We start from the raw sequence: 24319 nt of genomic DNA, 5'->3' as shown, positions 1-24319 counted from the left end.
GGTAAGGATCAAAGTAGAATTCAGAATAGTGACGCTACGGAAGGTTGATTGGCCGCAGCCGCGGCAGTCCATCGATCAATAGCCGAGGCAGATGGCACCGGCGGCAACGACGGCGCAGGCGATGATACGCCGCATTGTCAGCGTCTCTCCAAGGAACAGCCATCCGATCAGCACGGCAAACACAACGCTGGTCTCGCGCAATGCGCTGATCGGGCCGGCAGGTCCAAGCGCGAATGCCGCCACCACGACGGCATAGGCAACGAGCGCGACGATCCCGCCTGCCAATGCTTTCCATGTTTCCGGCGACCTGACATCGACCACCAGCCTGCCGCGCATCAGCATGAAGGTTAGGGGCAGCAGCAGGCCGTAGAGCAGCACCACCCAGGCGGTGTAGGCCCCGCTATGGCCGGCAACACGCACGCCGATCGCATCAATCGTCGCATAGCTGGCGATGATCGCACCCGTTGCCAGAGCAAACACGATCGACGATGCGCCGGCTCTGCCTTTTCCGAACGACAGGCTGATGATGCCCGTGGCCACAAGCACGACACCTAGCGTCTGCGAGACGCTGAGGCGCTCGCCGGCGAGCAACAACCCGCCAAGGGTCACCAGCAACGGCACCGAGCCTCGGACGATGGGGTAGACCTGCCCGAGTTCGCCATATCTGTAGGCAGCGACAAGAAAGACGCTGTAGCCGACCTGGAGGCAGGCCGAGAGCACGATGTAGAGCCACGCCGAAGACGCCGGCATGGGATGGGCAAGGGCAAACGGCAGCGCGATAACAGTGCCGGCAAAGCTCATCACCGTAATGGTCCAAAGCCTGTCTGTGCCGGTGCGCAAGAAGGCGTTCCAGGTCGCGTGCAGGATCGCAGCGAAAAGGGCGAGGCCGACGACGACCGCGCTCATGACGGCGATGTCGACTGGGCGAAAAGGCCCAGCGCCGCTTTCCGGGCATCGCGGATAGCGGTTTCACCTTGTCCCATTTGTGCCAGAAGCGTTGCGCCTTCAATCAGCATGAGCAGTACGGTCGCAACGCCCTCGGCTCGTTCCTGGGGCAACGCATCGTCGACAATCTCGCGGATGCGGCGTCTCAGGCTGTTCTTCTGATCGGTCGCGGCCTTGAACACCGCATGCGTCGGGTCGCCATATTCCGCCAGCGCGTGAGCAAACAGGCAGCCGTGAAAATCGGGGCTTTGGAACCAGCTTCCATACCAGTCGAAGATCTTTTCGATCTTGGCTTCAGGCGTGCCGCCGGCCTCTGCGAGTTGGTCAAGCTGGTGCTCGAAGCGCTCCATCCGCCAGTCGATCACTTCGACAATGAGGCCGTCCTTGCTGGGAAAATGACGGTACATCGTCATCTTGGCCACATCAGCCTCGGCAATGATCCTGTCGATGCCGGTGGCGTGGAAGCCGTCGCGCTTGAACAGCCCATAGGCCGTTTCCAGGATGTGCTGGCGCTTCTCGCGATTGCCGTAGGGTGCGGGCATTTGCGGACCTTTCACCGCAGAGGTGAGACAGGTCTGTATCATTAGTTTGCCAAGACTGCCCCGTCAATCCAAAAGATGCTTTCGCCCTGCCGCTTGTGTTTTTCGTCAACATTGGTTGACGGGCACGCTTGCGTCAACTAACGTTGACGCATGGTTGACCTGAGCGCTCTGCACTTGCCCGATGATCCAGACGAAGCGCTGGCCGCGGTGGTTGCCTTGCGGCGGCTGGCCGACGCGCTCGAACGGCGCGCCGTCAGGTCCGCGCTCGGCCAGGGATGGTCATGGGCGCGGATCGCCCCAAGCGCTCGGCGTCAGCAAGCAGGCCGCCCACAAGCGGCTGTCCGACATCGGCGATGGGCCAGAGAGCTAGGAGACAAGAATGTTCAGCCGCATCAAGGCGCGCTTCAGCGACATGGGCACGATCGGCACGCTATGCACCGGAGCGGAGCAACACGCTCTGCGGGATCAGCAGCGCGAGCCGGGCGCTGAGCACTTCCTGCTTGCTGCGCTCGACCTGCCCGACGGTACGGCGCGCCGCGCCTTCGCAGACGTCGGCGCGGACCCTGCGGCACTGAAGGATGCCATCGCCCGCCAGTATGGTAATGCCCTTGCCGCCATCGGGCTGGACGTCGGTTCGCCGTCCGAGGCTGCGGCCGGGCAGGCGCAACTGGTCGCCCGGCCTGGCGCATTCAACGCGTCAGCCTCCGGTCAAGAGGTCATGCAGGCGCTGGCGGCGAGCCGTGGCCAGCACGGCCCGCTGCTCGGCGCGCATGTCGTCGCCATCGTTGCCGGCATGCCGCACGGCGTTTCAGCCCGTGCATTGCGGGCGATGGGGGTCGACCTCGGCCAGCTCAGATCAGCCGCCGAAGCTGTCACCAGGGCCGGTACGCGCCGCTGAACTGGTACGTGCTCCCTAAGCCCGGTGAAGTCTGAGCGGCTTGGTCGCTTCGCGCTGGATGACGCCCTGTGCTTCGAGGTCGAGCTGCGCTGCCTTCAGCCACCAGCCGGCCTTGTCGCCGCCGGGAAACAACTCCTCAGACAGGATCGGTAGCAGTGCCGCCTTGGCCTCCGCCACCGTCAGGCCCGGGCTCGTTACCGGCAGCACCTGGAGCAGCGCGTGCCGCATCGCCGTGTATTTGGCCTTGTCGACGCGCACGACATGGTTGGGCGAGACGATGTTGCGGATCTCGATCTTCTCAGCCGCCTTGGACATCGAGCTCTCCCTTTACGTATGCCACCTTGGGGGCGCGAAAACCCATCGCCGCCCAGGCCGTCAAAAGCCGCCACATGAAGCGGCCGGAATGCTTGGCATAGCTGGGCAAGCCGTCCGAAAATTCGACGCCGGGCCGGCGGTCGGCGGTCATCGTGCGCATCTCGGCCGGCGGCCGCTCGGCGGGGTCGATGCGCTCGCGATAGACCGACAACCAGTGGCCGCCCTTGAATTCGAGGAAAACAGGCGAATTGCAGCATGTGGCCACCACGCGCCGGGTCGGCGCCGTTGGGCTCAGCCGATGTTCGCGCAAAAGCTCAGCGCCATGCACGCAGCGGATCCGGTCCTTGCGGTAGAGTGTGTAATTCGTGCCGCCATCGCTCTCGAGCACCGGTGTGCCGCCGGGCAGCGCGGCGAAAATCCCGCCCGCCTTCTGGCAGCTCGAGCAATAGCAGATCGCGCCGACGATTGGCGCGCCGCTCGCCTCGAACGCTACCTGTCCGCACCTGCAGGCGACCCGTCGCATGTCCTTGTCAGCCATGTCATCACCTCGTCCTTTGAACTTGAAACTAGACTGTACCGTCTAGTTTGATTTGTCAACGGCTTCGGTCTATCCTCCTGAATGCGGCCAGGGACACAGGGGAAAGTGCATCGATGAAAGCTGCGAAAACGCGCCAGGAACGGACACGCGACACAATCCTCGGTGCCGCCGCCGGGTTGTTTCTCCGCAACGGCTTCCTTGGCGCCAATATGGACGAGATCGCAGCGGTGGCCGACGTCTCCAAGCAGACGGTCTATGCCCATTTCCACAGCAAGGAGGCATTGTTTCTCGACGTCGTCAGGGGCCTGACCGGCGTTGCCGGCGACGTCCACCAGGAACAGGTCGCCGAGCCGCTGGACGATCGCCCGATCGCCGACTACCTCCAGGAATTCGCCGAACTCCAGCTGACCATCGTCATGACGCCGAAGCTGATGCAGCTGCGGCGGCTGGTCATCGGCGAGGTCGAGCGTTTTCCGGAACTCGGCAGGGCGCTGCATGCACTCGGGCCGCAACGCTCGATCAATCGCCTGTCGCGCTCGTTCGAGCGCTACCGCAGGCTGGGCCAGATTGAGGCCGACGACCTCGAGGCCGCGGCCTCGTTCTTCAACTGGCTGGTCATGGGTGGCCCGGTCAACGACGCCATGCTTCTGGGCGACGGCGCCATCCTGCCCGCCGAGGCCTGCCGCGGCCATGCCGCTGAAAGCGTGCGCATTTTCCTCGCTGCCTTCGGGCCGCGCGCCAGGCATCATGCCTAGGTCCCGGCGCCGGCCTGGTAGCCGGCGCCGGGCAGGGCTCATTGCCCTGATACCATCAGGTCGCGCACCAGCACATCCTTCACCAGCCCAATCAGCTCGGCATGCAACTCGGCGCGTGGCCGGCTGGCCTCGTCCGAGCAGATCGGATCGAACTCGCCAAACGACTTGAGCAGCTCGGCAGCACCTTCCTTGCATTCCGGCAGGAAACTGAAATGCGTCGCGCCTGCCACCGTGGCGTAGCTGCCCTTGGGCGTCAGCTGCGCCAGCCGGTCGGAAATGACCGCCAGCGGAATGGTGTCGCCCTCGCCGAGATTGATGAAGTGCATCGGGATCGCGATCTGCTTCAGGCTCGCGGCGTCATAGGCCTGGGCGAGGCCGGGATCGGCCAGCACCGCCGTCTTGATGCGGCGATCGAGGTTCGACTGCTCGAAGCGCGCCCGATCGATGCTCCTGAGGTCGAGCTTTTCCACGTCCACCTTCTCGTCATTGACGTAGCCTGTGCCGCTTGTAAACCAGGCGCAGTCCCACTTCTTGTAGCCGTCGCAATAGCTGGCATAGGCCTCGAGATTGGCGCGCGCGCCCGAAAGCTCCATGGCGGTGGCCCCGCCGAGCGAGAAGCCGACGACGCCGATCCTGTCGGCATCGATGACGCTGCTCCAGGCCGGATTCTTGGCCAACTCGTCGATGATGGTCGAAAGATCGCCTGTGCGCTGCCACAGCTTCGGCGTTTCGGCCGGGGTGGAAAAACCGCTGGTCGTGCCCGGATGGTTGGGACCGGCAACGACGAAGCCTGCCTTGGCAAGCTGGGTGGCGAGCCAGCCCATCGCCTGCACGCGGCTGCCCGATCCATGCGACAGTAGCACCAGCGGATGGCGCCCCGGCGCGACAGGCGCATCGACGCTGGCTGCCGCGCCTTGGAACACCTTGTTGTCGCCGACGACAGTCGGCTTGCCGCCGGGGCCGGCCGGATACCAGACGGTGACGGTTAGGTCGCGGCCGGGCTGGGCGACCGACAGCTCGCGCACGCCCACTTCGGAGGCGAAGCAGGCGGACACGAAGCCGATGAGGGCGGGAATGGTGGTGAGTAGCTGGAGCACGGGAACCTCGCTCTGTTTGCGAAACAAGACGAGCAAGCGATGGCGAAATCGGCCATCATGAGCGTCCTCGATCGTGATTCAGGTCGTGCTCGATCGCGATGCAGGCCATGATCGGCCTTCATTCCTCCGGTGGGTTAAGCCTTGATCTTCGTGCCCTTGTCCTTCGTCGCCGCCCTGTTGCTGGTCATCCTGCTCGTCGCAGCTTTGCGTGCCCGCGAAACCACCGGCGGCAACACGGCATTCCTCTTTCTTGTCGCTCTCTGCGCCCTGCAGTCGGTCGTCGTCGGTCTGCGCTGGGGCTATCATGTCGAGGCGGCGCGCTACATCCAGCCGATCCTGGCAAGCTGCCTGCCGCCTTTGGTGCTGTTCAGTTTCCGCACCTTGCTCCAGCGCGACGATTTCGAGGACGGCCGCCTGCGCTGGCTTCACGCCTTGCCGCCGGTGGTGATGACCGCCATCGTGCTGTTCGCGCCTGCCCTCATCGATGCGGCGCTTATCGTGCTGTTCGTCGGCTATGCGATCGCCGTGCTGAGCCTCGGACGCAGCGGCCCGGACGCCTTGGTCGAGGCGCGCCTCGACAGTGCGGTCGCCGCCCATCGCGCGCTTGTCATCGCCGCAGTGGCACTCTGCGTCTCGGCCCTGTTCGACCTCGGCGTGCTGCTCGCCTTCGAAAGGTTGCAGGGCGAAAACGCCGCCGTCATCGCCAGCAACGCCAATCTGCTTGGCCTGTTCTTCATCGGCCTGACCGCCTTCGTCGCCTCGCGGGCCCATCCCTCCGCGCCGACCCAGCCCAGTCCACCCGAGCCGTCGCCGTCCGAGCAGGACCGCGAGGTCTTCGACCAGGTCCAGCGCTTGCTGGTCGACCAGAAACTCTATCGCGACGACAATTTGACCCTGTCACGGCTGGCGCGGCGTGCGTGCGTGCCGGCGCGGCAGATCTCGGGCGCCGTCAACCGCCTCGCCGGCAAGAACGTCTCGCAATACATCAACGACATCAGGATATCGGAAGCCTGCCGCCTGCTCAGGGACACCGACATGTCGGTCACCGCGGCCATGCTCGACTCCGGCTTCCAGACCAAGTCCAATTTTAACCGTGAGTTCCGGCGCGTCACTGCACTCAGCCCGGCCTCCTGGCGCGAGCAGAACCGGGCCCAGGCCGCCGCCTGAGCGGGCCGACATCGTCACGCCGTGCGATAGACCTGCGCCACGGCGCCCCCTGGAAAGGCTCTTGAGCTCACCAGATCGAGAGGGACAGGCGCGACGAGTTCGGAAAACAGCGGCAGGCCCCGGCCCAGCCCCACCGGGGCTACCAGCAGCGCGAAGCGGTCGACCAGCCCACCGGCGACGAGGCTGCGCGCAAAGCTGACCCCGCCATGGGCGATGATCGGCTTGCCCTCCTGGGCCTTCAGCTTTGCGATTTCCGCCCTGAGGTCACCGCTCGCCACATAGGCCTCCGCCCAGCTTTCCGCGCCGGCTTGCGGCGCGGCCCGCGTGGTCGCCGCTTCGGCGTTCGCTTTCGTCGGCATCGCCGGCCCCTGCCGCGAGAACACCGCCTTGGGGATCTGGTTCATCGGTGCTGCGAACTGGTCGGTGGACGCAGGCCACCAGGCGGCCATGTCATGGAAAGTGCGGCTGCCCATGACATGCAGGCTGGCGTTCCACAGGAACTCCACGCTCCACGCCTTGGCCTCCCGGTCGGTGCCGAACATCCAGCCGTTTCGCCCGTCCATGTCGCTGACGAAGCCGTCGACCGACATCGACATCTTCAACACCAGCTCTCTCATCGCCGTCTCCTCGTTGCGGTCCTGAACCGAGGACGCATGGGAACGACAGATGCCGACAGCGCGCGGCCATTTCTTTGGCCGCGCGCTGTCGCGTTCCCGCAATTGGGCAGCTAGCGCTTCAGACCGGCAAAGAAGGCCGCGACCTCACCTGCCCAGACCTCTGGCACCTCCATCGCGGCGAAGTGGCCGCCGCTGGTGAGCTCGGTCCAGCGCACGATGGTGTTGCCTCCTTCGCCGTGGCGGCGGATGGCGACCTCGTCGCGCGCGAACACGGCAACGCCTGTCGGCACGCCCGAATTCGGCTTCGGCGACCAGGCCTCGGGATCATGCGCGTTTTCATAATAGAGCCGGATCGACGAGGCCGCGGTGCCGGTGAACCAGTAGACCAGCACATTGGTCAGGAACCGGTCCAGCTCGACGGCATCAGGGCTGTCGCCGAAGCCGGCAAACATGTCGCCCAGCCAGGCGATGAGACCGGCCGGCGAGTCGGTGATGCCATAGGCCAGCGTCTGCGGCCGGCTCGACTGCAGCGCGTTGAAGCCGAAGCGCTCAGCCATGAACTGCTGCAGCCGTTGAAGCCGGCTCTTCTCGGCGTCGCTGAACGAGGCGATCTCGCTCGGATCGATCGGGCCGAGCGGAATGAAGCCCATGGTCGCCGCATTCACATGGACGCCGATGACACGATCCGGCGCCGCGCGACCGATGGCAGGCGCGATGATCGCGCCGGCGTCGCCGCCCTGCACGCCGAAGCGCCGATAGCCGAGGCGGGACATCAGCTCGAGCATGGCGTTGGCGATGCGGCCGTCGTTCCAGCCGGCTTCGCGCGTCGGGCCGGAGAAGCCAAAGCCGGGCAGCGAAGGGATGACGAGATCGAAGCCGGCCTCGGTGAGCGGTGCAATCGTGCCGAGGAACTCGACAAACGAGCTCGGCCAGCCATGCAGCAGAAGCAGCGGCACGGCATTGGCGGCCTGTGACTTGACGTGCAGGAAATGGATTGTCTGGCCGTCGATCTCGGTGACGAACTGCGGATGGCTGTTGATCGTTGCCTCCTCAGCGCGCCAGTCGAAGCCGTTCAACAGCCGCTCGATCGCGCGGGTGACGAAATCGCTGGACATGCCGTAGCTCCAGCCCGCGCCTGAAATCTCGTTGGCGAGGCGCGTGTTGGCCAGGCGCGCCCGCAGGTCGGCCAGCTGCGCCTGGGGGATAGCGATCTTGAAGGGGGTGATGTCAGACATTGCCGCGTGTCCACTTTGAATTTGTGCATGGTCCCATTCGAAATCGGTTCCGATTTCAGGGGTCATGCACGGGGTTGAAAGTGCATCCTTTCTAGCCACCGGACGGCCTACGGGATTGAAGATTTCCGACAGTTTCAGCTGCGGGCGATCTGGCCGGGGGTGACGCCCATGATCGCCTTGACCGAGCGGATCATGTGCGGCTGATCGGCATAGCCGAGCGCAAAGGCGACGTCCGCCGCCGGCCGGCCCTGCTGCAGCAGCGCCAGCGCCTTCTGGGCGCGTTCGATCTGCGTGAAGGTCTTGTAGGTGACGCCTGTTGTCTTCAGGAAATGGCGCTGCAAGGTCCGCTCCGACATCGCCATGGGATGGCCCGAGACGATCGACGCAACGACCCTGTTGTCCTCGACGATGCTGCTGCGCACCAGTCTGCCGACAAAGCCGTCGACCGAGTTGAACGTCGGAATTTCGAGCACATCCGCCCCGAGCCGGAAGCGGTCCTTGCCGATCAGAGGCAGCACGACACCCTGGTCGCGCATCAACTCGCCCGGCATCAGCGGCATGAAGCTGCTCGGCTTGAAGGTTATGGCGAGAATCTCGTCGCCGGCGGCATAGTCATGGGTGACGGCAGTGGTGGTCAGGCCGGTGCGCAGCACGGTCGTCGCGTCCGCATTCCTGAAAATGACCACGTCCCAGCAGCCATCCGGCTGCATCTTCATGCTGCCCCCGGTGGCGAACCTGGTGTGCGTCACCTGTTCGACATGCGGCGACGACCAGCCCTCCAGTTTCGTGACCTCATGCATCTCGGTCGCCAGTCTCCCCGCAAGCCCAGTCTCGCCAGATTTGCCGGGAGACGCAATGGCACCCAGGTAGGAGGGCTGGCCGGCCCGAGCCACGCAGGCAGCTCGGCAGACGAGCGCCCGAAAACTACTTTTCAGGCCGGAGACGAAATGTCTGCGTCACCCGCTTTCGGCGACGACCCAGCAGGTGTCGATGGGCGGAAACATGCTGCTTTGGAGGCGCAAGGCGGACGTCGGAAATACGAACTTTTGAGCCATCTTCGGCGGCCGAACGCCTGACCCAACGGCTCTGTCAGAAAAGCGATGCTGGCATGTGGCGGCTTGGTTCTGGGTGCAGTTGCTGCGCACAAGCGGTGACTTGTGGCCGAACGGCCAGTCTATCAGCGAACGACGCACGAACTGCTGGATTGTGACCCGGCATCGACGTATAGTCTGGTCCTGAATTTTCCGGGAGGGACGGCTATGAATGCAGTGCCCCAATGGAGTTCTCGCAGGCGATTGGTTCGACATCTGCAGCTGCGACATCCCTTGCCCTTGCGAGTTCGCACAGCGGCCAACGGGTAATCACTGCCAAGGCGTGCTCGCTTGGCATGTGCGCGAGGGTCAATATGGCGGCGTGAAGCTAGACGGCCTGACGCTCGTCGCACTCGGCGAGTTCGAAGGCAATCTCTGGGCTGGCGAGGCAAAGGCCGTGATGGGCATGTACATCGACGAGAAGGCGAACGAGCGGCAGCGCGAAGCCCTGCAGGCGATCTTCGGCGGCCAGGCCGGCGGCTGGCCGGCGGGTTTTGCGGCCAATATCGGCGAGATGCGTGGCATCGAGTTCGTGCCGATCAGTTTTGAGGTAGCGGGCGACCTCGCCACTTGGCGGGTTGAAATTCCCGGCCGCGTCGTCGGGCGCGCAGAAGCACTTTCCGGTCCAACCACACCGCCCGGCAAGCGGGTGCAGACGATCAACCCGCCGGGCTCGGAGGTTGGCCCGGGCCAGGTTGCCACCTGGGGGCGCTCCGTAGAAGTAAGCACCAAGGGTTTCGGGCTCGACTGGACGGGCACCGCCCGCTCGAGCAAGCACATTCCGTTCGACTGGACCGGCCCCAACTAGGGCGGCGAGCCGTTGCCTGACGCGTTCCCCAGGAAATGGTGGCGTTTCACTCGGAATCTCCGTGGCGTGCCGCTGGGTCTCTTTGCATCGCTCGCTGTGCTGACAGCGGCGGCATGGGCGCTCACCCTCTACCAGGCCTTCAGCATGGACATGCCCATGGGCATCGCCGTGCGCGGCGGGATGGAGGGTATGGAAGGTATGGCCGGCATGGCTATGGCCGGAATCGCCGCCGCCGGCTGGTCAGTTACCGGCGCCGCCGCCTTTCTCGCTGTGTGGACTGTGATGATGGCAGCTATGATGCTGCCCGCCGCAGCGCCCATGATCTTTATGTTCGCGACGGCACAGGCGAGACGCGAACAGCACATGGCCATCCCGACATGGATCTTTGTCGCGGGCTACATGCTCGTGTGGGCGGCGGCAGGCCTTCTCGTGTATGTCCTGGTCCAGGTCGGCAGCGAATTTGCGGCGAGCCTCGATCCGCCTCAGCGATCGAAATGGGCGCCGCTCGCGCTCGGTGCCACGCTTGGCGTCGCCGGGCTCTACCAGTTCACGACCCTCAAGCACATTTGCCTGAGCCATTGCCGTTCGCCGCTCGCGTTCGTTGCGCAGCACTGGCGCGACGGCCGGGTTGGCGCGCTTGAGATGGGGCTGCGCCACGGCGTCTATTGCTTTGGGTGCTGCTGGGCGCTGTTTGCCGTGCTGGTTGCGGCCGGCGTCATGAGCGTCGCCTGGATGCTGCTTCTGACGCTGGTCGTCTTCATCGAGAAGCTGCTGCCGCGTGGCCGCCGCTTCGAAGGTGCTTTGGGCCTTGCGCTTGTGGGCCTCGGCATCGCTGTATCGCTCGGGGCGATTGAGATGCCTTGGATGAGCGGTTAGGGGCATCCCCCGCGGCAAGGTCGCTCGCTTCTCAATCGATAAGGTGGTCGAGCTCATGCCGAAAAGCTGATGGTCGGATATAGAGCAAGCGATGCGGCGCGAGCGTCATGTCCATTTCTAGCGCAAAACTCGCCTATGACACCGGCACTCGCGATGTCTGCTCTTGATCGCCGACGAAGTCGGTGTGGGTGTCCAAGATGGGCTCGTCGCTGCCCGGTAGCTTAGGGGGTCGGGAGCGGACTGGCGGCTTCGAGGCCAATATTGTCAGAAGCGCATATTCAGCCTCTTTGAGCGCATCGACGCGATCTGACCAGCGCGGACGTTCCGCCACCGATTTCTTGCCGGTAACGGCGTTGGGGGGCTTTCTCTGCCCGTCCATCCTTGCCCTACAAGCTTTCCTCAACACTGCTGGCTGGCTACCCCTGCCGGACCTGGACCGGTGTCAGTCCCCGGTGCTTCTTGAGCGTATAGGTAAGGTGACTTTGGCTGGCAAAGCCGCTGAGCAGGGCAACTTCCGTGGCCGTCAGCTTCCCTTCGACCAGCAGGCGTTCGGCGAAATCCAATCGCAAACCCATCAGATACTGATGTGGCTGCCTGCCGAAGGACCTGGTGAAGGCCTGAATGAAATGGCGCGGTGACAATTCACAAACCGCGGCCAGATCGGCCACAAGCAGTTTGCTGGTGAAATTCTCGGCGAGGTACTCCCTGATGCGCCGTACATTGCGTGGTGACAACGCCCCGCGGGCCGCGGTCGCCTGATGCTCGGCCTGAGAATAGTTTCTCAGAAGATGTATGCCGAACAAGGTGACGATCGAATCGACATACAGTTCGTTCGCGGCGGGTCGCTCCGTAAGCTCCGATCTAAGCAGGCTGGCCAAATGCAAGGCGTTCAAGTCAATTGTGGTGGCCATCGTCGGGCGCGGTGCGAAAGTCTTGCCGTCATATTCCCCTTCCGAAAGGGCTGCCAGCGCAGCTGGCGTGATTACCACTGAAACGCTTTCCTTTCGCGAAGGCCAGACCGTTGCGGCCTCGCTTCCGGCGGGCACGATGCCAAGGGCGCCTGCCGGCACATCGAACTCCTGCATGGTGCTGCTATCGATTGCTGCTCTCACCTTTCGCGCCGGTGCAAAAAAGACCGTCGCATAGTGGCTCTCGGCAATGAAGGAGAGCGAGGTGGCGGACCGGATAGAATGGGTAGCCCCGCCACTTAACGTTACGATCAGGCTGCGATCCTTGTCTGGAATGAAGTCGAGAGCCGTTCGTGCAATGTTCATGGAGGCGAATCGCGGTGCTGTCTGCTGCTACTCTGAGATCCTAGACTATGTTCGAAAAGGAATGATCTTCATGTCTCTGACCCTCAACCTGTTTCAGGGAGTCACTTACCTGAACCTGCCAACACGACTAATCGCTGATAGGCCGGCTTGAAACCCTTCAACGAGACGTCGGTTTTCACTGGCTGGCCGTTGTCGGCAGTCATCAGCACGCTGGCGGCCTCGGCATTCGCGAGCTTCCCGAGTAGCTCCTCGGACAAGTCGATCTCAGAGACACATCCGGCTGGCAGGCAGGTGCGGTAGGCACCGCGCAGGACTTCTTCCTCGGCGATGTTGACGCTGACGCCGTCCGACAGACGCAGGCCGAACGGCAGCACCATCGTCCCCTTGGCGCCGCCCTGATCGGCGTTGCCGATTGCAACCATGAGTACGCGCTGGCCGGTACCTTGCTGCAACAGTTCCTGGCTCATCTGGCAGGTGCGCTGGATTTGTTCTCCTTCCGCTCGATTGGCGCATTGCACGGTCCAGGCCTCGTAGGTTTCGGACAATGTGCTCGGCGCCTGCACGCCCTCGGCCGTCTGGGCCATGGCGGCGGTCGTCAACGTCGCGGCGCTCAATGCGAGCAAAAAATGCCGGGCAGCAAATCTGGAGGTCTTCATGGTGTTCTTGCACTCGTTCTGGTGAGTTTGGCATCGGTGGGCCACGCCGTTACGAGCGTGACCCATCGCGATCGAGGGTTAGTTGCCACAGCGCCCCTGACGCGTATGGCTCTATAGCTAGTGGGTGCTACCAGCTCATCCGGAAGCCGACGGTGCCACCAATGGCATTGCTGCCGCCGATGTTCTCCAGGCTCGTGTTCACATGCGCCTCGCCATAGACCGAATATTTGTCGCCGGCCCAGTTGTAGGAACCGCCGACTCCGAGGCCGCCGCGCAGGCGATCGTCTCGGCTTGCGAAAGCCATGCCGGCGACATCGATCTCTGACCTGCCCAGCAAGTCGTAATACAAATTGGCAATGCCGTAGAGTTGCGCGCGGTTGATGCGCCCATCTCCGTCTCGCCATTCGACATCATGGTTGGCAGCGATACCAAGGCGAGCGACGAGGCTGCGGCTGCTGCCAAGCGACACATCGGCCCCGAACGTATCGGTGAAGTCGTCGAACCGGACCGAGGAATAGGCCAGCTGAGCCTGCGGCGTCAGCGACCAGTTGCCGGAGAGGGCGATGCGCCGTCCCGCCTCGATGCTGAGGCCGTAGCCCACGCCGTCGTTCCCCTCGACCAGGCTGCGCCCGGCCGTCGCCGATTGCAGATCGCTGTCGTACCACGTGACTTGCGCCTGCCCGTCCAGGTAGAACCCGTTTTCGCCGTACCAGGTCAGCGTCGCCCCCAGGCCGACGCCAGTGGAGTCGATGCCACCGACACCAAAGCGCGACCAGACACTGGACGAGGCGGTGCCGTATTGTGCGTACAGGCCGCCGATGAGGCGTCCGGCCTCGGTTTCCATGAGCAGCCCGTCGATCCCGGTCTGCAGCTTCCAGGTGGTGGCGTCATAGTCGGCGCCGCTCGTCGAGACCTCCGGTTCGAACTCGGCATGGGCCGCTTCGATGCGCGCCCAGATGCCGTTGCTGTCGGCTGCGGTCTGCCCCTCGGTGGTCAGACGAGCACCATCGGTGCGGGTTCCCCATGCCCTGTTGCCGACACGCTGCTGCAACGTGCCGAGCTTGTTGAGCTGCTGGAGCAAGCCGGCATAGCTTTCATAGATCGGCACGCCCGGCTGGTAGAGCTCACCCGGCCCCGAGGGATCGAGGAGGGAGGAGCGCAGGTACCAGTCGCCGTCGACCGGATCGGCAATGCCGTTCTTGTAGAGACGATAGCCGAAGGCTCCCGCCACGACCGCCTGATCGCCCTCGAACAGATAGTCGCCTTTGAGCGTGAACGTGCCGTTGGAAACGCCGGTGATATCGATGATCTTGATGCCGTTCAGCGTCTGGGCGCCCAGCCCGTTGCGGTTGATGACATTGACCGTCGTAGATCCGGAGGTGGCCCCGTTGACGACCAGCAGGTCGGTCGGGGAAGCATCGCCTCCAAGGGTTGTCTCGATCTCGAGGAAGCCGCCCGAGCCGACATAGTCGCCGTCGATGGTCAGGGTGCCGATGCCCTCGTGGCCAGCCCCGACAACACCCGCATTGGTGACGCCACCGACATGTCCGTCGCCCTCGAGCCGGCCGCCGCTTGCGACATTCACCTTGCCGCCGAGAATGCCATTGACGGCGAGCGTGCCCCCCGCAACCTTGCTGGTGGCAAGGTAGGCGCTGCTGTCGCCCGTGAGCAGCAGCGTGCCCACCCCGCCCTTGGTTAGCACGCCGGTGCCCGAAAGCAGGCCGTTCAGCGTGAACGTCGTTCCCGCATCGGTCGCGATCGTGCCATTGCCCGCAAGCGTGACTGATCGGTCGCTGTCCAGGTCTGCGGTCGTATGCAGGATGCCGCCGTCGAAGCTGACATCGCCGGCAGCGGCGCCGAGATTGACGTCGGCCGCGATCTCGAGCGTGCCGCCATTGATGGCCGTACCGCCCGTGTAGCTGTTGTTTCCGGTAAGCACGAGCGTGCCGAGGTCGGTCTTGACCAACTGGCTCGCGCCGGAAAGCTCCGAGGCGATCGTCGCGACAATGGCGCTGCCCGCCGTCGTCCCGTCGCCGACACGGATGACCGCCTGCGGACCGACGAGGTCCAGCGTACCGCCCGTGATCAGATAGCCATTGCTCGCTATCTGCATGCCGGATGCGGTGATCTGGCCAAGGCCGTTGTCGATGGTGACAGTACCGGCCGTGCCTGCGAACACCGCATAGCCGCCGTCGTCGTACTGCGCATTGAGCGCGCCGGCACCATCGGTCCAGTTGTCGTTGCCGCTGCTGTTCTGCCAGACGCCGTCGCCGCCGCTGACTACGCCGTCGAATTTGGGTCCGGCAGCGCCGTCCCAGAAGCTGAGGTACAGGCCGCCGGTGTTGATCAGGTTGACCTGGCCGGACACTGAGGTCTGTACCACGGCCTTGCTGCCCACCGGCATAGTGCCGAGGTTCAACCCATTGTCGGTCAGCGTGCCGCCATAGTTGATGACGCGGTAGATGCCGGCGCCGAAGCCGCCGCCCGCAGATTCGGAGACATGGAGCGTGCCGTCGAGGACGAGGTCGCCGTCGACATCGATCAAGTCGTTGAGCGCGCCACCAACCGCGTCCGCCTCGCCGAATTCCATCGCCAGCGTCGAACCCGCGCCGAGCGTCATATTGCCCTTGATCGTCAGCGTGCCGACGCCGTTGCTGCCCGGCGCGATCGTGCCGCCGGCCACTATAACGTCGCCGCCGATGATGCCGGTGCCGCCGAGCGTTCCGCCTGCAACCTCGGTCGGGCCGCCGGCCGCCGTATGATCGCCGTTGACCAGAAGCGTACCGCCCTTGACGGCGGTGCCCCCTGTATAAGTGTTGTTGCCCGTGAGGACCAGCGTGCCGAGATCGGACTTGACGAGTTGGGTTGCGCCTCCAAGTACGGACGCGATGGTGGCGGTGATCCCCGCGCCTCCGGTCGTGCCGTCACCGACACGGATCACCGAAGAAGGCGCGCCGGCAAGGTTGATGCCACCGCCGTCGATGACATAGCCGTCGGTGACGAACTGCATGCCAGCGGCGTTGACGGAGCCGAGGCCGTTGTTGACGGTGACGGTGCCGGAAGCCCCCATGAACACGGCGAAGGCCGCGTCCTGGAAGGGCGCGTTGGCAGCGCCGGTATCCTCGGTCCAGTTGTCGTTGCCGGCGACGTTTTGCCAGATGCCGTTTCCGCCATCGATCGTGTCGTTGTTCTTGTTGGCCATCGCCGCACCATCCCAGTAGCGCAGCGTCAAGCCTCCGGTGTTGACCAGGTTGACCTGATGGTCGACCGATGTCTGCAGGTAGAAGTCCGGCGACGGGATCGTGCCGATAGTGAGCCCGTTGCCGGTCAGCGTACCGGCATAATTGATGACCCTGTAGACGCCGGGATCGAAGCTGCCGCCACCAGAGGTCGCGACATCGAGGGTGCCGTCCAAGACCAGGTTGCCGCCGACATCGATCAGGTCGTTGAGCGGACCGCCGGCGACATTTGCCTGGCCGAAGCTGTAATTCAGCTTCGAGCCGCTAGCGAGCGAAAGGTTGCCGTTGATCGTCAGCGTTCCCGGCGCGACGCCAGGACCACCCGGATTGATCGCAGCGCCGTTGGCAATCAGGACGTCGCCGCCGATGATGCCGATGCCGCCGAGCGTGCCGCTGGAATTGACGGTGGTGAGCCCCTGCGCCGCCGACTGGTCGCCATTGATATAGAGGCTGCCGGCATTGATCGTCGTTGCGCCAGCATAGCTGCTGGCACCGGACAGCACCGTCGCGCCGGGACCGTTGTGGTTGACGAACCCTGCTCCCGAGATCGCGGCTTCGAATTCATAGTTGCTGTCGTCATGGTTAAAGTTGATGCGATTGCCGGCCGCGGCCATCGTGACCGCCGCCGCTTCCAGCTTACCCGCATGAGCGGCCGCACTGCCTTCCGCCCCGCCGATATTCAGCACCGCATTGCCAGCGCCCATGGCAAGCGTGCCCACCTCGACCACACCACCGTCGGTGATCGTGACGCTGCCGGTTGCGGTTGCGTTGCTTGCGATGGTGAGCGCGCCAGTCGTCTCGAAGCGGGACCCTGCGCCGGTAACGATCAGGTCCGCCAAACCATTGGCAACTCCCGCGAAACTGGCCGAGCCGGCCATCACAAGGCCGCCGTTGGACACGGTGACCGAGCCGCGACGCGCATCCAATGCAGCCGTCACATCCCACTGTGATCGCGCACCCGAAACCGTGATCGTGCCCGTGCTGTCGGCGCTAACGCCGACTTTGATTCCATCGGAACCGCCAGCGACCATCTTACCGCCGTCCAGGATGCTGAGCGTGGCCGTGCCGCCGAAGCCGATCGCTTGCGTGGCCCCTCCCGTCGTGATGACCAGGGAATTTTGCCCGACAATGCTGAGCGTGCCGTCGCTGCCGGCATTGGCACCGACAACCAGGGTGCCGAAGGACGCCGACCCGCCATTTTGCACCGTCAAGGTGCCCGTTCCGCTGTTTCCAACGGAGGAAATGCCCAAGCCTGCTACGATGCGCGAACCGGGGCCGTCGACGACCGCTTCTGCGCTGACGCCCGCAACGGTGGCAACATTGAAGTTGGATGTTCCGTTGATCTGGCCGCCGGATTGCAGCACGAGCTTGCCCGCATCGACCGAGGTCGTGCCCGTATAAGTGCTGGTCCCGGTCATGGTCGTCGTGCCGGTGCCGTTCTGCGTCAGCGTACCGGTGCCGGAAACGGAACCGGCATAGAGGAGCGCATTCGAACGGTTGAAGATCAGCGCGCCGTTGTTGACGATGTTGCCAGCGATGCTGCCGGTCGTCCCGCCATTACCTATTTGCAGCGTACCCGCTGCGATCGTCGTGCCGCCGCTATGCGTGGCATTGCCGGTCAGCAGCAGCGTGCCCGTACCGCTCTTGGTAAGCGCGCCGATGCCGGTCATCGCCCCGGACAGCGTCAGTGTCGTGCCGGCATCGGTGAGCAATGTTCCCGCGCCCGCCAGTGTCACGGCTCTGCCGGTCGTGATGTTCGCAGTGGTGTTGAGCGTTCCGCCACCAAAGCTCAGGCCGCCCGCGGCGGCACCGAGATTGGCGTCGCTGGCGATCCTGACCGTGCCGCCATTGATCGCCGTGCCGCCGGTATAGGTATTGCTGCCGGTCAGCACCAGCGTGCCGGCATCGGTCTTGACCAGTTGAGTGTTGCCGGCGAGCACGGAGTCGATGGTGGCCGTCATGCCGGCACCCGCCCCCGTGCCGTCACCGACCCGGATGGTCGATTGCGGGCCGACGAGTTGGAGAACGCCGCCCTGGATACGGTAGCCGTTCGTCGCAAACTGCATGCCCTCGGCCGTCACTTGGCCAAGGCCGTTGTCGACAGTGACGGGTCCCGCCGCGCCAGCGAAAATGGCGTAGGTGCCGTCGCTGTAGGCGGCGTTGAGCACGCCGCTTGAATCCGTCCAGTTGTCGTTGCCGGTGCCGTTCTGCCAGGTGCCATTGCCGCCATTGACGGCACCGTTGAACTTCGGGCCGGCGTCGCCGTCCCAGAAGCTGAAACTGTTCCCGCCGGCCAGAAGATTGACCTGTCCCGCCACCGAGGTCTGGATCACGCCGGTGCCGCTTGGCAGGGCGCCGATGTCGAGGCCGTGGTCGGTCAGGGTGCCGGTGTAGCTGATGATGCGGTAGATGCCGGGGCCAAAGGTGCCGCCCACCGTTGCGGAGACATTCAGCGTGCCGTCTAGCGTCAAGTTGCCCTTGACGTCGATCAGATCATTGAGCGCCCCACCGACCGTGCTGGCCTGCCCGAACTGCATGGCAAGCGTTGACGCCGCATCGAGCGAAAGGTTGCCGTTGATGGTGAGCGTGCCGGCGCCGTTGCTGCCCGGCGCGAGCGTGCCGCCGGCGACGACCACGTTGCCGCCGACGATGCCGGTTCCGCCCAGCGTCGCGCTGGCGCGGACTGTCGTGACGCCATTTGCGGCAGACTGGTTGCCATTGACCAGCAAGGTGCCGGAATTGACGTTCGTCGCCCCGGTATAGCTGTTGTTGCCGGTCAGGATGGTCGTCCCCGAACCGATCTGGCTGATGCCGCCGGCACCCGAGATCAGACCGCCGTAGCTGTAGCTATCGGAGCGGTTGAAGGCGAGCGCACCGCCGGCAACAATGACGTCGCTGACAACCGAGCCCTTTGTGCCGCCGTTGCCCAGCACCAGCGTGCCGGCGTTGACGACGGTGTTGCCGGTAAAGGTGTTGTTGCCGGTCAGCACCCAGGTGCCGCTATCGTTCTTGGCGAGAATGGTCTTGCCCGTGCCGGCATCGCCGATCGAGCCGGCGAGCGTGTTGTTGCCGGTATTCGTGCCGCCCAGCGCAATGGTGCGGTTCTGGTTGGCGCCTGCAAGTGTCACCGGTCCGGTGTCAGTGAAGACGATTGCACCCGTGCCGGAGGATTCGATGAAGGTTACACCCGCCGAAAGCGTGAACAGGCGATTGGTGGTATCGCCCGCTCCGGTGTAGCGCAGCGTCGAGCCGTTGCCGATGATCAGGTTCGATGCGGCTGCCGAAGATGCACCAAGGCTGCTCGCCAGCCCGCCATTGGCAAGCTTGTCGACGCCGAGCACGCCGCCGCTGATAGTGGTGACGCCCGTATAGGTGCTGGCCGGATTGGTGAGGATCCAGGTGCCGGTGCCGGTCTTGGCGAGCGATGTCACACCGGTGCCGTTGTTGGTCAGCCGCGTGGCCAGCTTGTTGTCACCGGTGTTGGTGCCCGTCAGCGTCAAGGTCTGCGCGGTGTTGGCCGCGGCGAATGTGGCCGGCGCATTGCTGGTGAAATTGATCGCGCCGGTGCCCGAGGCGTCGAGCGCGTTCCCGCCGCTGGCGCCCAGCGTAAAGCGGCGATCCGTGCTGCCGCCGGTGCCGATATAGCGCAACGTGCCGCCGTTGATCACCAGATTGCTTGCCGCCGCGCTCGAAATGCCGATCGAGCTGGCTGTGCCGCCATCGGTCAGGCAGGCAACCGCCAGAACACCGCCATTGATGGTCGTGCTTCCAGTGTAGCTGCTGCTGCAGCCGGTCAGCCTCTGGGTTGCGGCGCCGTTCTTGATCAGGCTGCCGGTGCCGTTGATGGCACCCGCAAAGTAGGAGGTCGCGGAATTGTTGCCGGTTGCAATCGTCAGGTCGGCGCCGCCGAGTGTGATGTTGCCGCCTAGCGCGCCGCCCTGTTGCAGATCGGTCACGCTTGTGTCGAAGCCGTTGAGGTCGAGTTCCGCGCCGGCGACATTGGCGAGGATCATCGCCGCGGGAGCACCGAAGGCGCTGCTCGAATTGGCACGCAGAATGCCGCCATTGATCTGTGTTGCACCAGTATAGGTGTTGGCTCCCGACAACACCAACGTGCCTGCGCCGTCCTTGCGCAGGGTCCCTGCGCCGACGACCTGACCGGTGAATGTGAGGGTCGTTGCGGCGTTCATGACACCGATGGCGCCGACTCCGCCCTGGAGAGTGAAGCCACGGTTGGTGGTAACGGTGCCACCGGAATAGCCAAGCGTGCCGTTGTTGAAGACCAGATTGGCCGAGGCGTTGCTGGAAGCGCCGATACCGCTGGCCACGCCGCCATTGGCGATGCAATCGACGGCGAGTGCGCTGCCGCCGGAGATCGTCGTCTTGCCGGTATAGTCGTTGCTGCAGCCGCTCAGGGTCTGGGTCCAATCGCCGGTACGGGTAAAGCCCCCGGTACCGGTGATCTTGCCAGTGAAACCGTGAGCGGAACCGCCGCTCGACGTCAGCGTGTTGTTGCCGAGGTTGACCGTACCGCCGCCGAGCAGCCCGGCAACGGTTACGTTGTAGCCGCCAAGCTCCAGTTTGGCACCATTGTTGACGGTCATGAAGCCGGACGGGCTGCCGAAGGCCTGGGCCGAACCGGCCTGCAGGGTGCCCGTGTTTACGACAGTGTCGCCCGCATAGGTGTTGGCGCCGGTGAGCACCAGCGTTCCGGCACCCTCCTTGCGCAAGCCGCCCGACCCTATCACCGTTCCGCTCAAGGTGAGTGTCGAACCGGCTTCATTGACGCCGATGCCGCCACTGCCCGTCCCAAGGGTGAGGCCGCGATTGCTGATGGTGGTCGCGCCGAGATAGTTCAGCGTGCCCCCTGCCAGAACAAGATTGGCTGCGTCGCTGCTCGACATGCCTATGCTGCTGACCAAGCCGCCATCCGTGAGAGTCGTCACCGCCAGCACGCCGCCATTTACGGTGGTAACGCCGACATAGTCGTTGGCGCCATTTGCCAGCGTCAGCGTGCCGCTGCCCGTCTTGGTGAACCCGGAATCGTCCGGGCTGGTGACAAGACCGCTGAAGACGACGTTCGCCGCGCCGTTGACGATGTCGATCGTGCGCGATGGACCGCCATTGACGAGCGTGAATCCCCGGTCGGTGGAGCCGTTGGCTCCGGTATAGCGCAGCGTGCCGCTTTCAAGGACAAGGTTGGAGGAAGCCGCGCTCGATTTGCCCAGGCTGCTCGCCTGCCCACCATTGGCAACGGTATTGATCGCCAGGATGCCGCCGCTCAGCGTCGTGGCGCCGGTATAGGTGTTGGCGCCGGTCAGTGTCGCGAGCCCGTTTCCGCCCTTGGTGAAGCCGATGGCGCCGCCATTGTCAGTGATCGTGGAGGCGATGGTGAAGTTGCCGGCGCTGTTCTGCTGAAGGCCGAGAACGCCGCCGCCGAGGCTGCCCGTCAACGCACCGCCGGCGATGAGCTGGTTGTTGTTAAGGACACTCGGGGCGACGATGATCGTGCCGTCGGTGCCGAGCGTCTGGCCGCTGGCGATCGTCACCGTCGTGGCGACCGGCTGGGTGTATCGCAGGCCGCCGAGTTGCCTGCTGGCGCCGACAGTGCCGTAGAAGCCGGTCGTATCCGAGATGATATTGCCGTTCTGCCAGTTCGCCGCATTATCCTCGTGAACGTAGTCCGTCTCTTCGAAGGCGGTGATGACCCCACCGTCGACCTTGGCATAGTCGGAATTGTTCACCGTCGCCCAGCCGCCCAATGCCAGGCTGCTGGTCGTGAAGATGGCGCCTGACGGTATCGCAAAGTCGACCAGGCCGCCGGTGCGATTGACTGCGCCGAGGTTCACAGTGACGCTGCCGCCGGCCCCGGTGGTCGCCACGATCCGGTTGCTGCCCGCAGAAATGTTCAGGCCGTCGAAGGTCTGGCTGTTGGCGGCGCCAGCGCCACCCACGATCCGCACCGAACTGCCGGCCAGGTTCAAGGTCGAAGTGGCCGAAATGATGTTGCTAGCGGGTGCGCCCGACTGGGAGAAGTCGAGCGTCAGGCCGCCGCCATTGAGCGTCGTGTCGCCGCTATAGGTGTTCGCGCCGCTGAGGGTCAGGACACCCGAGCCCGTCTTTGTCAGCCCGCCGCTGCCTGAAATGCTGCCGGCGAAGGCAGTGCTGGTTGCGCTGCCCAGGGACAGCGTCGCGCTGCCAAGTTCGACGACGCCGCCAGTGCCGGCAAGGGTCGATGCCGCAAGATCGAAGCTGTTGAGGTCGAGCGTACCGCCATTGACCGTGATGCCGGTGGTCGTGCCGAACGCCGCAGCGCTGCCGGCACGCAGCGTGCCACCATCCACGGCGATAGCACCGGTGCGCGTGTTGGCGCCCGTCAGCAGCCAGGTGCCCGATCCTCTGCTTCCCAGCGTGCCATTTCCGGAAATGACACCGGACAACGTATTCACGCCCGTATAGCTGCCCCCCAGCCTGAGGCCGCCGTTCGCTCCTCCGGCAAGTTCCACCGCACCGCTGAGCGCAAGCGCCCCGGTACCGTCATTCGATATCGTGCCGCCCATGCCGCCTGTGACCACGCCAGGGCCGATCGTCCAGGCCCGGTTGCTGCTCGAACCTGATCCGGTATAGCTCAGGACGCTGTCCGAATAGATTTCGATGCCGCCCGCCGTACCCGTGCCGAACGAACTGACGACGCCAGTGTCGGCCAGTGAACCCGCGCGCACCGTGACGGCACCGCCGGAGCCGATACCCGTTGCTCCAACATAGGTATTGGCATTGCCCAAGGTGATGGTGCGTTCAACGCCACCACCGCGGAAAACGAAGTTGCGATTGGCGGGGCTGCTAATCACCCCCAGCAGCTCCAAATCCGCTTTTGAGGCCATGAAAGACATACCGGTGCCCGTAGCACCAATAGCCGCAATGTTGCCGGTCAGCGTCAGCGTGCCGGTGCCGTTGTTGACGAAGACAGACCCCGAGGTGCCGCCACTGGTTGCAAACTCCCAGTTGCGGTTCGAACTGTTGCCGCTGCCAATATAATATAGCCAATCCTGATACTGATTGGTGGCCGTGAAGCGGATCGTCCCGCCCGCGCCCAGCGAACTGGCCTCGCCGACGTTGCCAACCGACGTGAAGTAGGCAGCCCCATTCACCGAAAAGCTGGCTTGGCCGGTGAAGTCGTTCGCGTCGTTGTTCAGCACTACGTCCTGGACGATACGCAGCCCCCCCGCACCGGTAAACAGGGCCGAGCCGACGCCTGCGCCGCCGATGCTGGTCACGCCACCCGTCAATTCAACGACACGGTTCGATGCCAGATCACCTGACGCCAGAAGCGCCGCGCCGCCCGATGTCACCACACGGTTCGACGCCGCCCCGAGCGCCGCGTCGCTGCCGACGCTCAGCGAGCCGGCAGCGAGAATGACATTGCCGGTGAACGTGTTCGCTCCATTGAGCGCGAGCGTGCCGGCTCCGTTCTTTGTAAATCCAGCCGTTCCAGCAATGATGGAACTTATCGTCGCCGTAACGCTGGTATTTGTCGTAATGGTCGGTGTGACGCCGCCAAGGGTCAGCGTGCTGCCGTTGAGCACATAGCCATTGGTTTCGAACGTCACCCCACCGACCGTGATCGTCGAGCCCAGCGTCACCGTGCCGGCGGTGCCACCGAAGATCGCGGTGTCGAGCGTGCCGTTGTTCCACATCGAATAGGGGCCGGAGACGCCGTCGCCGCTCGGGCTCCAGAACGAAGATGTCGCGTTCCAGGTTCCCGTACCGCCGCGTCCGACCGAAGTGCCGTTGGGGTCCCAGTAGCGGTCGACCGCTGCTGTCGCCGTGCCGACCGCCAAGACCGATGCAATCGAGAGAGGGAGCGCGCGGGCCGAGATCAAGCTCACTATTTCCGCGACATTTGGTGCAAAGCTTGCGGCCTGTCCCTTCCACTTGGTCATGCGCCCGCCACGCATCACGCGCTGCCATGCAGACGCGCCTTGCGATGTCGCCGACGATACGTTCGACTGCCGTGTTGTCGTTGGAGCGTGGGCCGTCGAGACGTCGTGCATGTACCCCAAATCCCTTCTCAAAATCCGTCCCAAGCGGCGACCGTCCTGGCCGCGATATCCCTGCGTGGCGGATGAGCGCTCGCTGCCGATGTCGGATTGCCAAGCCAGGCGAGCGCAAATCCCGACAGGGAATCGCAGCGCCGACCGACCAGAAAAAGCCCACCCAAATCAACGATAGAGATGCGCTCTGCAGAGGCGATCCGCCTCCGCGCTGC

16 protein-coding genes are annotated in these 24319 nt (G+C 64.4%); 5 read left to right on the top strand and 11 right to left on the bottom strand.

Going from position 1 to position 24319, the window contains the following annotated elements; all coding sequences use genetic code 11:
- Positions 1–75: 75 nt before the first annotated feature.
- The gene (locus ACHMW7_RS29155) at positions 76–906 is read right to left on the bottom strand and encodes an EamA family transporter (RefSeq protein ID WP_395448812.1); all 831 of its coding nucleotides are present in this window, start codon (positions 904–906) and stop codon (positions 76–78) included.
- On the bottom strand, positions 903–1487 hold the full coding sequence (locus ACHMW7_RS29150) for a TetR/AcrR family transcriptional regulator (protein WP_395448811.1): 585 nt from the start codon (positions 1485–1487) through the stop codon (positions 903–905). Before ACHMW7_RS29150 ends, ACHMW7_RS29155 begins: the two co-directional genes overlap by 4 nt.
- Positions 1488–1866: 379 nt before the next feature.
- Between ACHMW7_RS29150 and ACHMW7_RS29145 the strand changes: the two genes are divergently transcribed.
- On the top strand, positions 1867–2385 hold the full coding sequence (locus ACHMW7_RS29145; protein WP_395448810.1) for a Clp protease N-terminal domain-containing protein: 519 nt from the start codon (positions 1867–1869) through the stop codon (positions 2383–2385).
- A 15-nt stretch (positions 2386–2400) separates the two neighbouring features.
- Here the strand turns inward: ACHMW7_RS29145 and ACHMW7_RS29140 are convergent, their stop codons facing one another.
- Both ACHMW7_RS29140 and ACHMW7_RS29135 read right to left on the bottom strand, forming a co-directional pair.
- The gene (locus tag ACHMW7_RS29140; RefSeq protein WP_395448809.1) at positions 2401–2700 is read right to left on the bottom strand and encodes a DUF6958 family protein; all 300 of its coding nucleotides are present in this window, start codon (positions 2698–2700) and stop codon (positions 2401–2403) included.
- On the bottom strand, positions 2684–3238 hold the full coding sequence (locus ACHMW7_RS29135; protein ID WP_395448808.1) for a GFA family protein: 555 nt from the start codon (positions 3236–3238) through the stop codon (positions 2684–2686). Before ACHMW7_RS29135 ends, ACHMW7_RS29140 begins: the two co-directional genes overlap by 17 nt.
- Positions 3239–3351: 113 nt before the next feature.
- On the opposite strand from ACHMW7_RS29135, the gene ACHMW7_RS29130 reads away from it, so the two are divergent.
- Entirely contained in the window at positions 3352–3993 is a 642-nt protein-coding gene (locus tag ACHMW7_RS29130; RefSeq protein WP_395448807.1) for a TetR/AcrR family transcriptional regulator, read from the top strand.
- Positions 3994–4031: 38 nt separating this feature from the next.
- Here ACHMW7_RS29130 and ACHMW7_RS29125 read toward each other — a convergent pair whose 3' ends face one another.
- Complete coding sequence (locus ACHMW7_RS29125) at positions 4032–5090, bottom strand: alpha/beta hydrolase family protein (protein ID WP_395448806.1); 1059 nt, start codon at positions 5088–5090, stop codon at positions 4032–4034.
- Positions 5091–5240: 150 nt separating this feature from the next.
- Here ACHMW7_RS29125 and ACHMW7_RS29120 point away from each other — a divergent pair, with 150 nt between their 5' ends.
- Complete coding sequence (locus ACHMW7_RS29120; protein ID WP_395451476.1) at positions 5241–6257, top strand: helix-turn-helix domain-containing protein; 1017 nt, start codon at positions 5241–5243, stop codon at positions 6255–6257.
- Between the two features lie 14 nt (positions 6258–6271).
- On the opposite strand, the gene ACHMW7_RS29115 is transcribed toward ACHMW7_RS29120, so the two are convergent.
- The 3 genes from ACHMW7_RS29115 to ACHMW7_RS29105 all read right to left on the bottom strand — a co-directional run bounded on the left by ACHMW7_RS29115 (position 6272) and on the right by ACHMW7_RS29105 (position 8909).
- The gene (locus ACHMW7_RS29115; RefSeq protein ID WP_395448805.1) at positions 6272–6874 is read right to left on the bottom strand and encodes a dihydrofolate reductase family protein; all 603 of its coding nucleotides are present in this window, start codon (positions 6872–6874) and stop codon (positions 6272–6274) included.
- Between the two features lie 110 nt (positions 6875–6984).
- Positions 6985–8109, bottom strand: coding sequence for an epoxide hydrolase family protein (locus tag ACHMW7_RS29110; RefSeq protein WP_395448804.1), 1125 nt, complete (start codon positions 8107–8109; stop codon positions 6985–6987).
- A 134-nt stretch (positions 8110–8243) separates the two neighbouring features.
- Positions 8244–8909: a helix-turn-helix domain-containing protein gene (locus ACHMW7_RS29105; protein WP_395448803.1), complete on the bottom strand. Its 666-nt coding sequence runs from the start codon at positions 8907–8909 to the stop codon at positions 8244–8246.
- Between the two features lie 463 nt (positions 8910–9372).
- Here ACHMW7_RS29105 and ACHMW7_RS29100 point away from each other — a divergent pair, with 463 nt between their 5' ends.
- Complete coding sequence (locus ACHMW7_RS29100; protein WP_395448802.1) at positions 9373–10008, top strand: DUF1326 domain-containing protein; 636 nt, start codon at positions 9373–9375, stop codon at positions 10006–10008.
- A gap of 66 nt (positions 10009–10074) precedes the next feature.
- Positions 10075–10884, top strand: coding sequence for a DUF2182 domain-containing protein (locus ACHMW7_RS29095; protein ID WP_395448801.1), 810 nt, complete (start codon positions 10075–10077; stop codon positions 10882–10884).
- Between the two features lie 416 nt (positions 10885–11300).
- Here ACHMW7_RS29095 and ACHMW7_RS29090 read toward each other — a convergent pair whose 3' ends face one another.
- From ACHMW7_RS29090 to ACHMW7_RS29080, 3 genes are all read right to left on the bottom strand, one after another.
- Entirely contained in the window at positions 11301–12158 is an 858-nt protein-coding gene (locus tag ACHMW7_RS29090) for a helix-turn-helix domain-containing protein (RefSeq protein WP_395448800.1), read from the bottom strand.
- 101 nt (positions 12159–12259) lie between these two features.
- Positions 12260–12814, bottom strand: coding sequence for an invasion associated locus B family protein (locus tag ACHMW7_RS29085; RefSeq protein WP_395448799.1), 555 nt, complete (start codon positions 12812–12814; stop codon positions 12260–12262).
- A 127-nt stretch (positions 12815–12941) separates the two neighbouring features.
- Entirely contained in the window at positions 12942–23993 is an 11052-nt protein-coding gene (locus ACHMW7_RS29080) for an autotransporter-associated beta strand repeat-containing protein (protein WP_395448798.1), read from the bottom strand.
- Positions 23994–24319: the final 326 nt, after the last annotated feature.

It is taken from the genome of Aminobacter sp. UC22_36, assembly GCF_044056035.1.
Lineage (GTDB): Bacteria > Pseudomonadota > Alphaproteobacteria > Rhizobiales > Rhizobiaceae > Aminobacter.
This window is presented reverse-complemented; position numbering and strand designations above follow the sequence as displayed.

Excerpts from the sequence above, each read along its gene's own strand:
- ACHMW7_RS29115 (WP_395448805.1), bottom strand. The coding sequence starts at position 6,874 with ATGAGAGAGCTGGTGTTGAAGATGTCGATGTCGGTCGACGGCTTCGTC.
- ACHMW7_RS29135 (WP_395448808.1), bottom strand. The coding sequence starts at position 3,238 with ATGGCTGACAAGGACATGCGACGGGTCGCCTGCAGGTGCGGACAGGTA.
- ACHMW7_RS29085 (WP_395448799.1), bottom strand. The coding sequence starts at position 12,814 with ATGAAGACCTCCAGATTTGCTGCCCGGCATTTTTTGCTCGCATTGAGC.
- ACHMW7_RS29080 (WP_395448798.1), bottom strand. The coding sequence starts at position 23,993 with ATGACCAAGTGGAAGGGACAGGCCGCAAGCTTTGCACCAAATGTCGCG.
- ACHMW7_RS29140 (WP_395448809.1), bottom strand. The coding sequence starts at position 2,700 with ATGTCCAAGGCGGCTGAGAAGATCGAGATCCGCAACATCGTCTCGCCC.
- ACHMW7_RS29100 (WP_395448802.1), top strand. The coding sequence starts at position 9,373 with ATGCAGTGCCCCAATGGAGTTCTCGCAGGCGATTGGTTCGACATCTGC.
- ACHMW7_RS29090 (WP_395448800.1), bottom strand. The coding sequence starts at position 12,158 with ATGAACATTGCACGAACGGCTCTCGACTTCATTCCAGACAAGGATCGC.
- ACHMW7_RS29150 (WP_395448811.1), bottom strand. The coding sequence starts at position 1,487 with ATGCCCGCACCCTACGGCAATCGCGAGAAGCGCCAGCACATCCTGGAA.
- ACHMW7_RS29145 (WP_395448810.1), top strand. The coding sequence starts at position 1,867 with ATGTTCAGCCGCATCAAGGCGCGCTTCAGCGACATGGGCACGATCGGC.
- ACHMW7_RS29130 (WP_395448807.1), top strand. The coding sequence starts at position 3,352 with ATGAAAGCTGCGAAAACGCGCCAGGAACGGACACGCGACACAATCCTC.
- ACHMW7_RS29110 (WP_395448804.1), bottom strand. The coding sequence starts at position 8,109 with ATGTCTGACATCACCCCCTTCAAGATCGCTATCCCCCAGGCGCAGCTG.
- ACHMW7_RS29155 (WP_395448812.1), bottom strand. The coding sequence starts at position 906 with ATGAGCGCGGTCGTCGTCGGCCTCGCCCTTTTCGCTGCGATCCTGCAC.
- ACHMW7_RS29105 (WP_395448803.1), bottom strand. The coding sequence starts at position 8,909 with ATGCATGAGGTCACGAAACTGGAGGGCTGGTCGTCGCCGCATGTCGAA.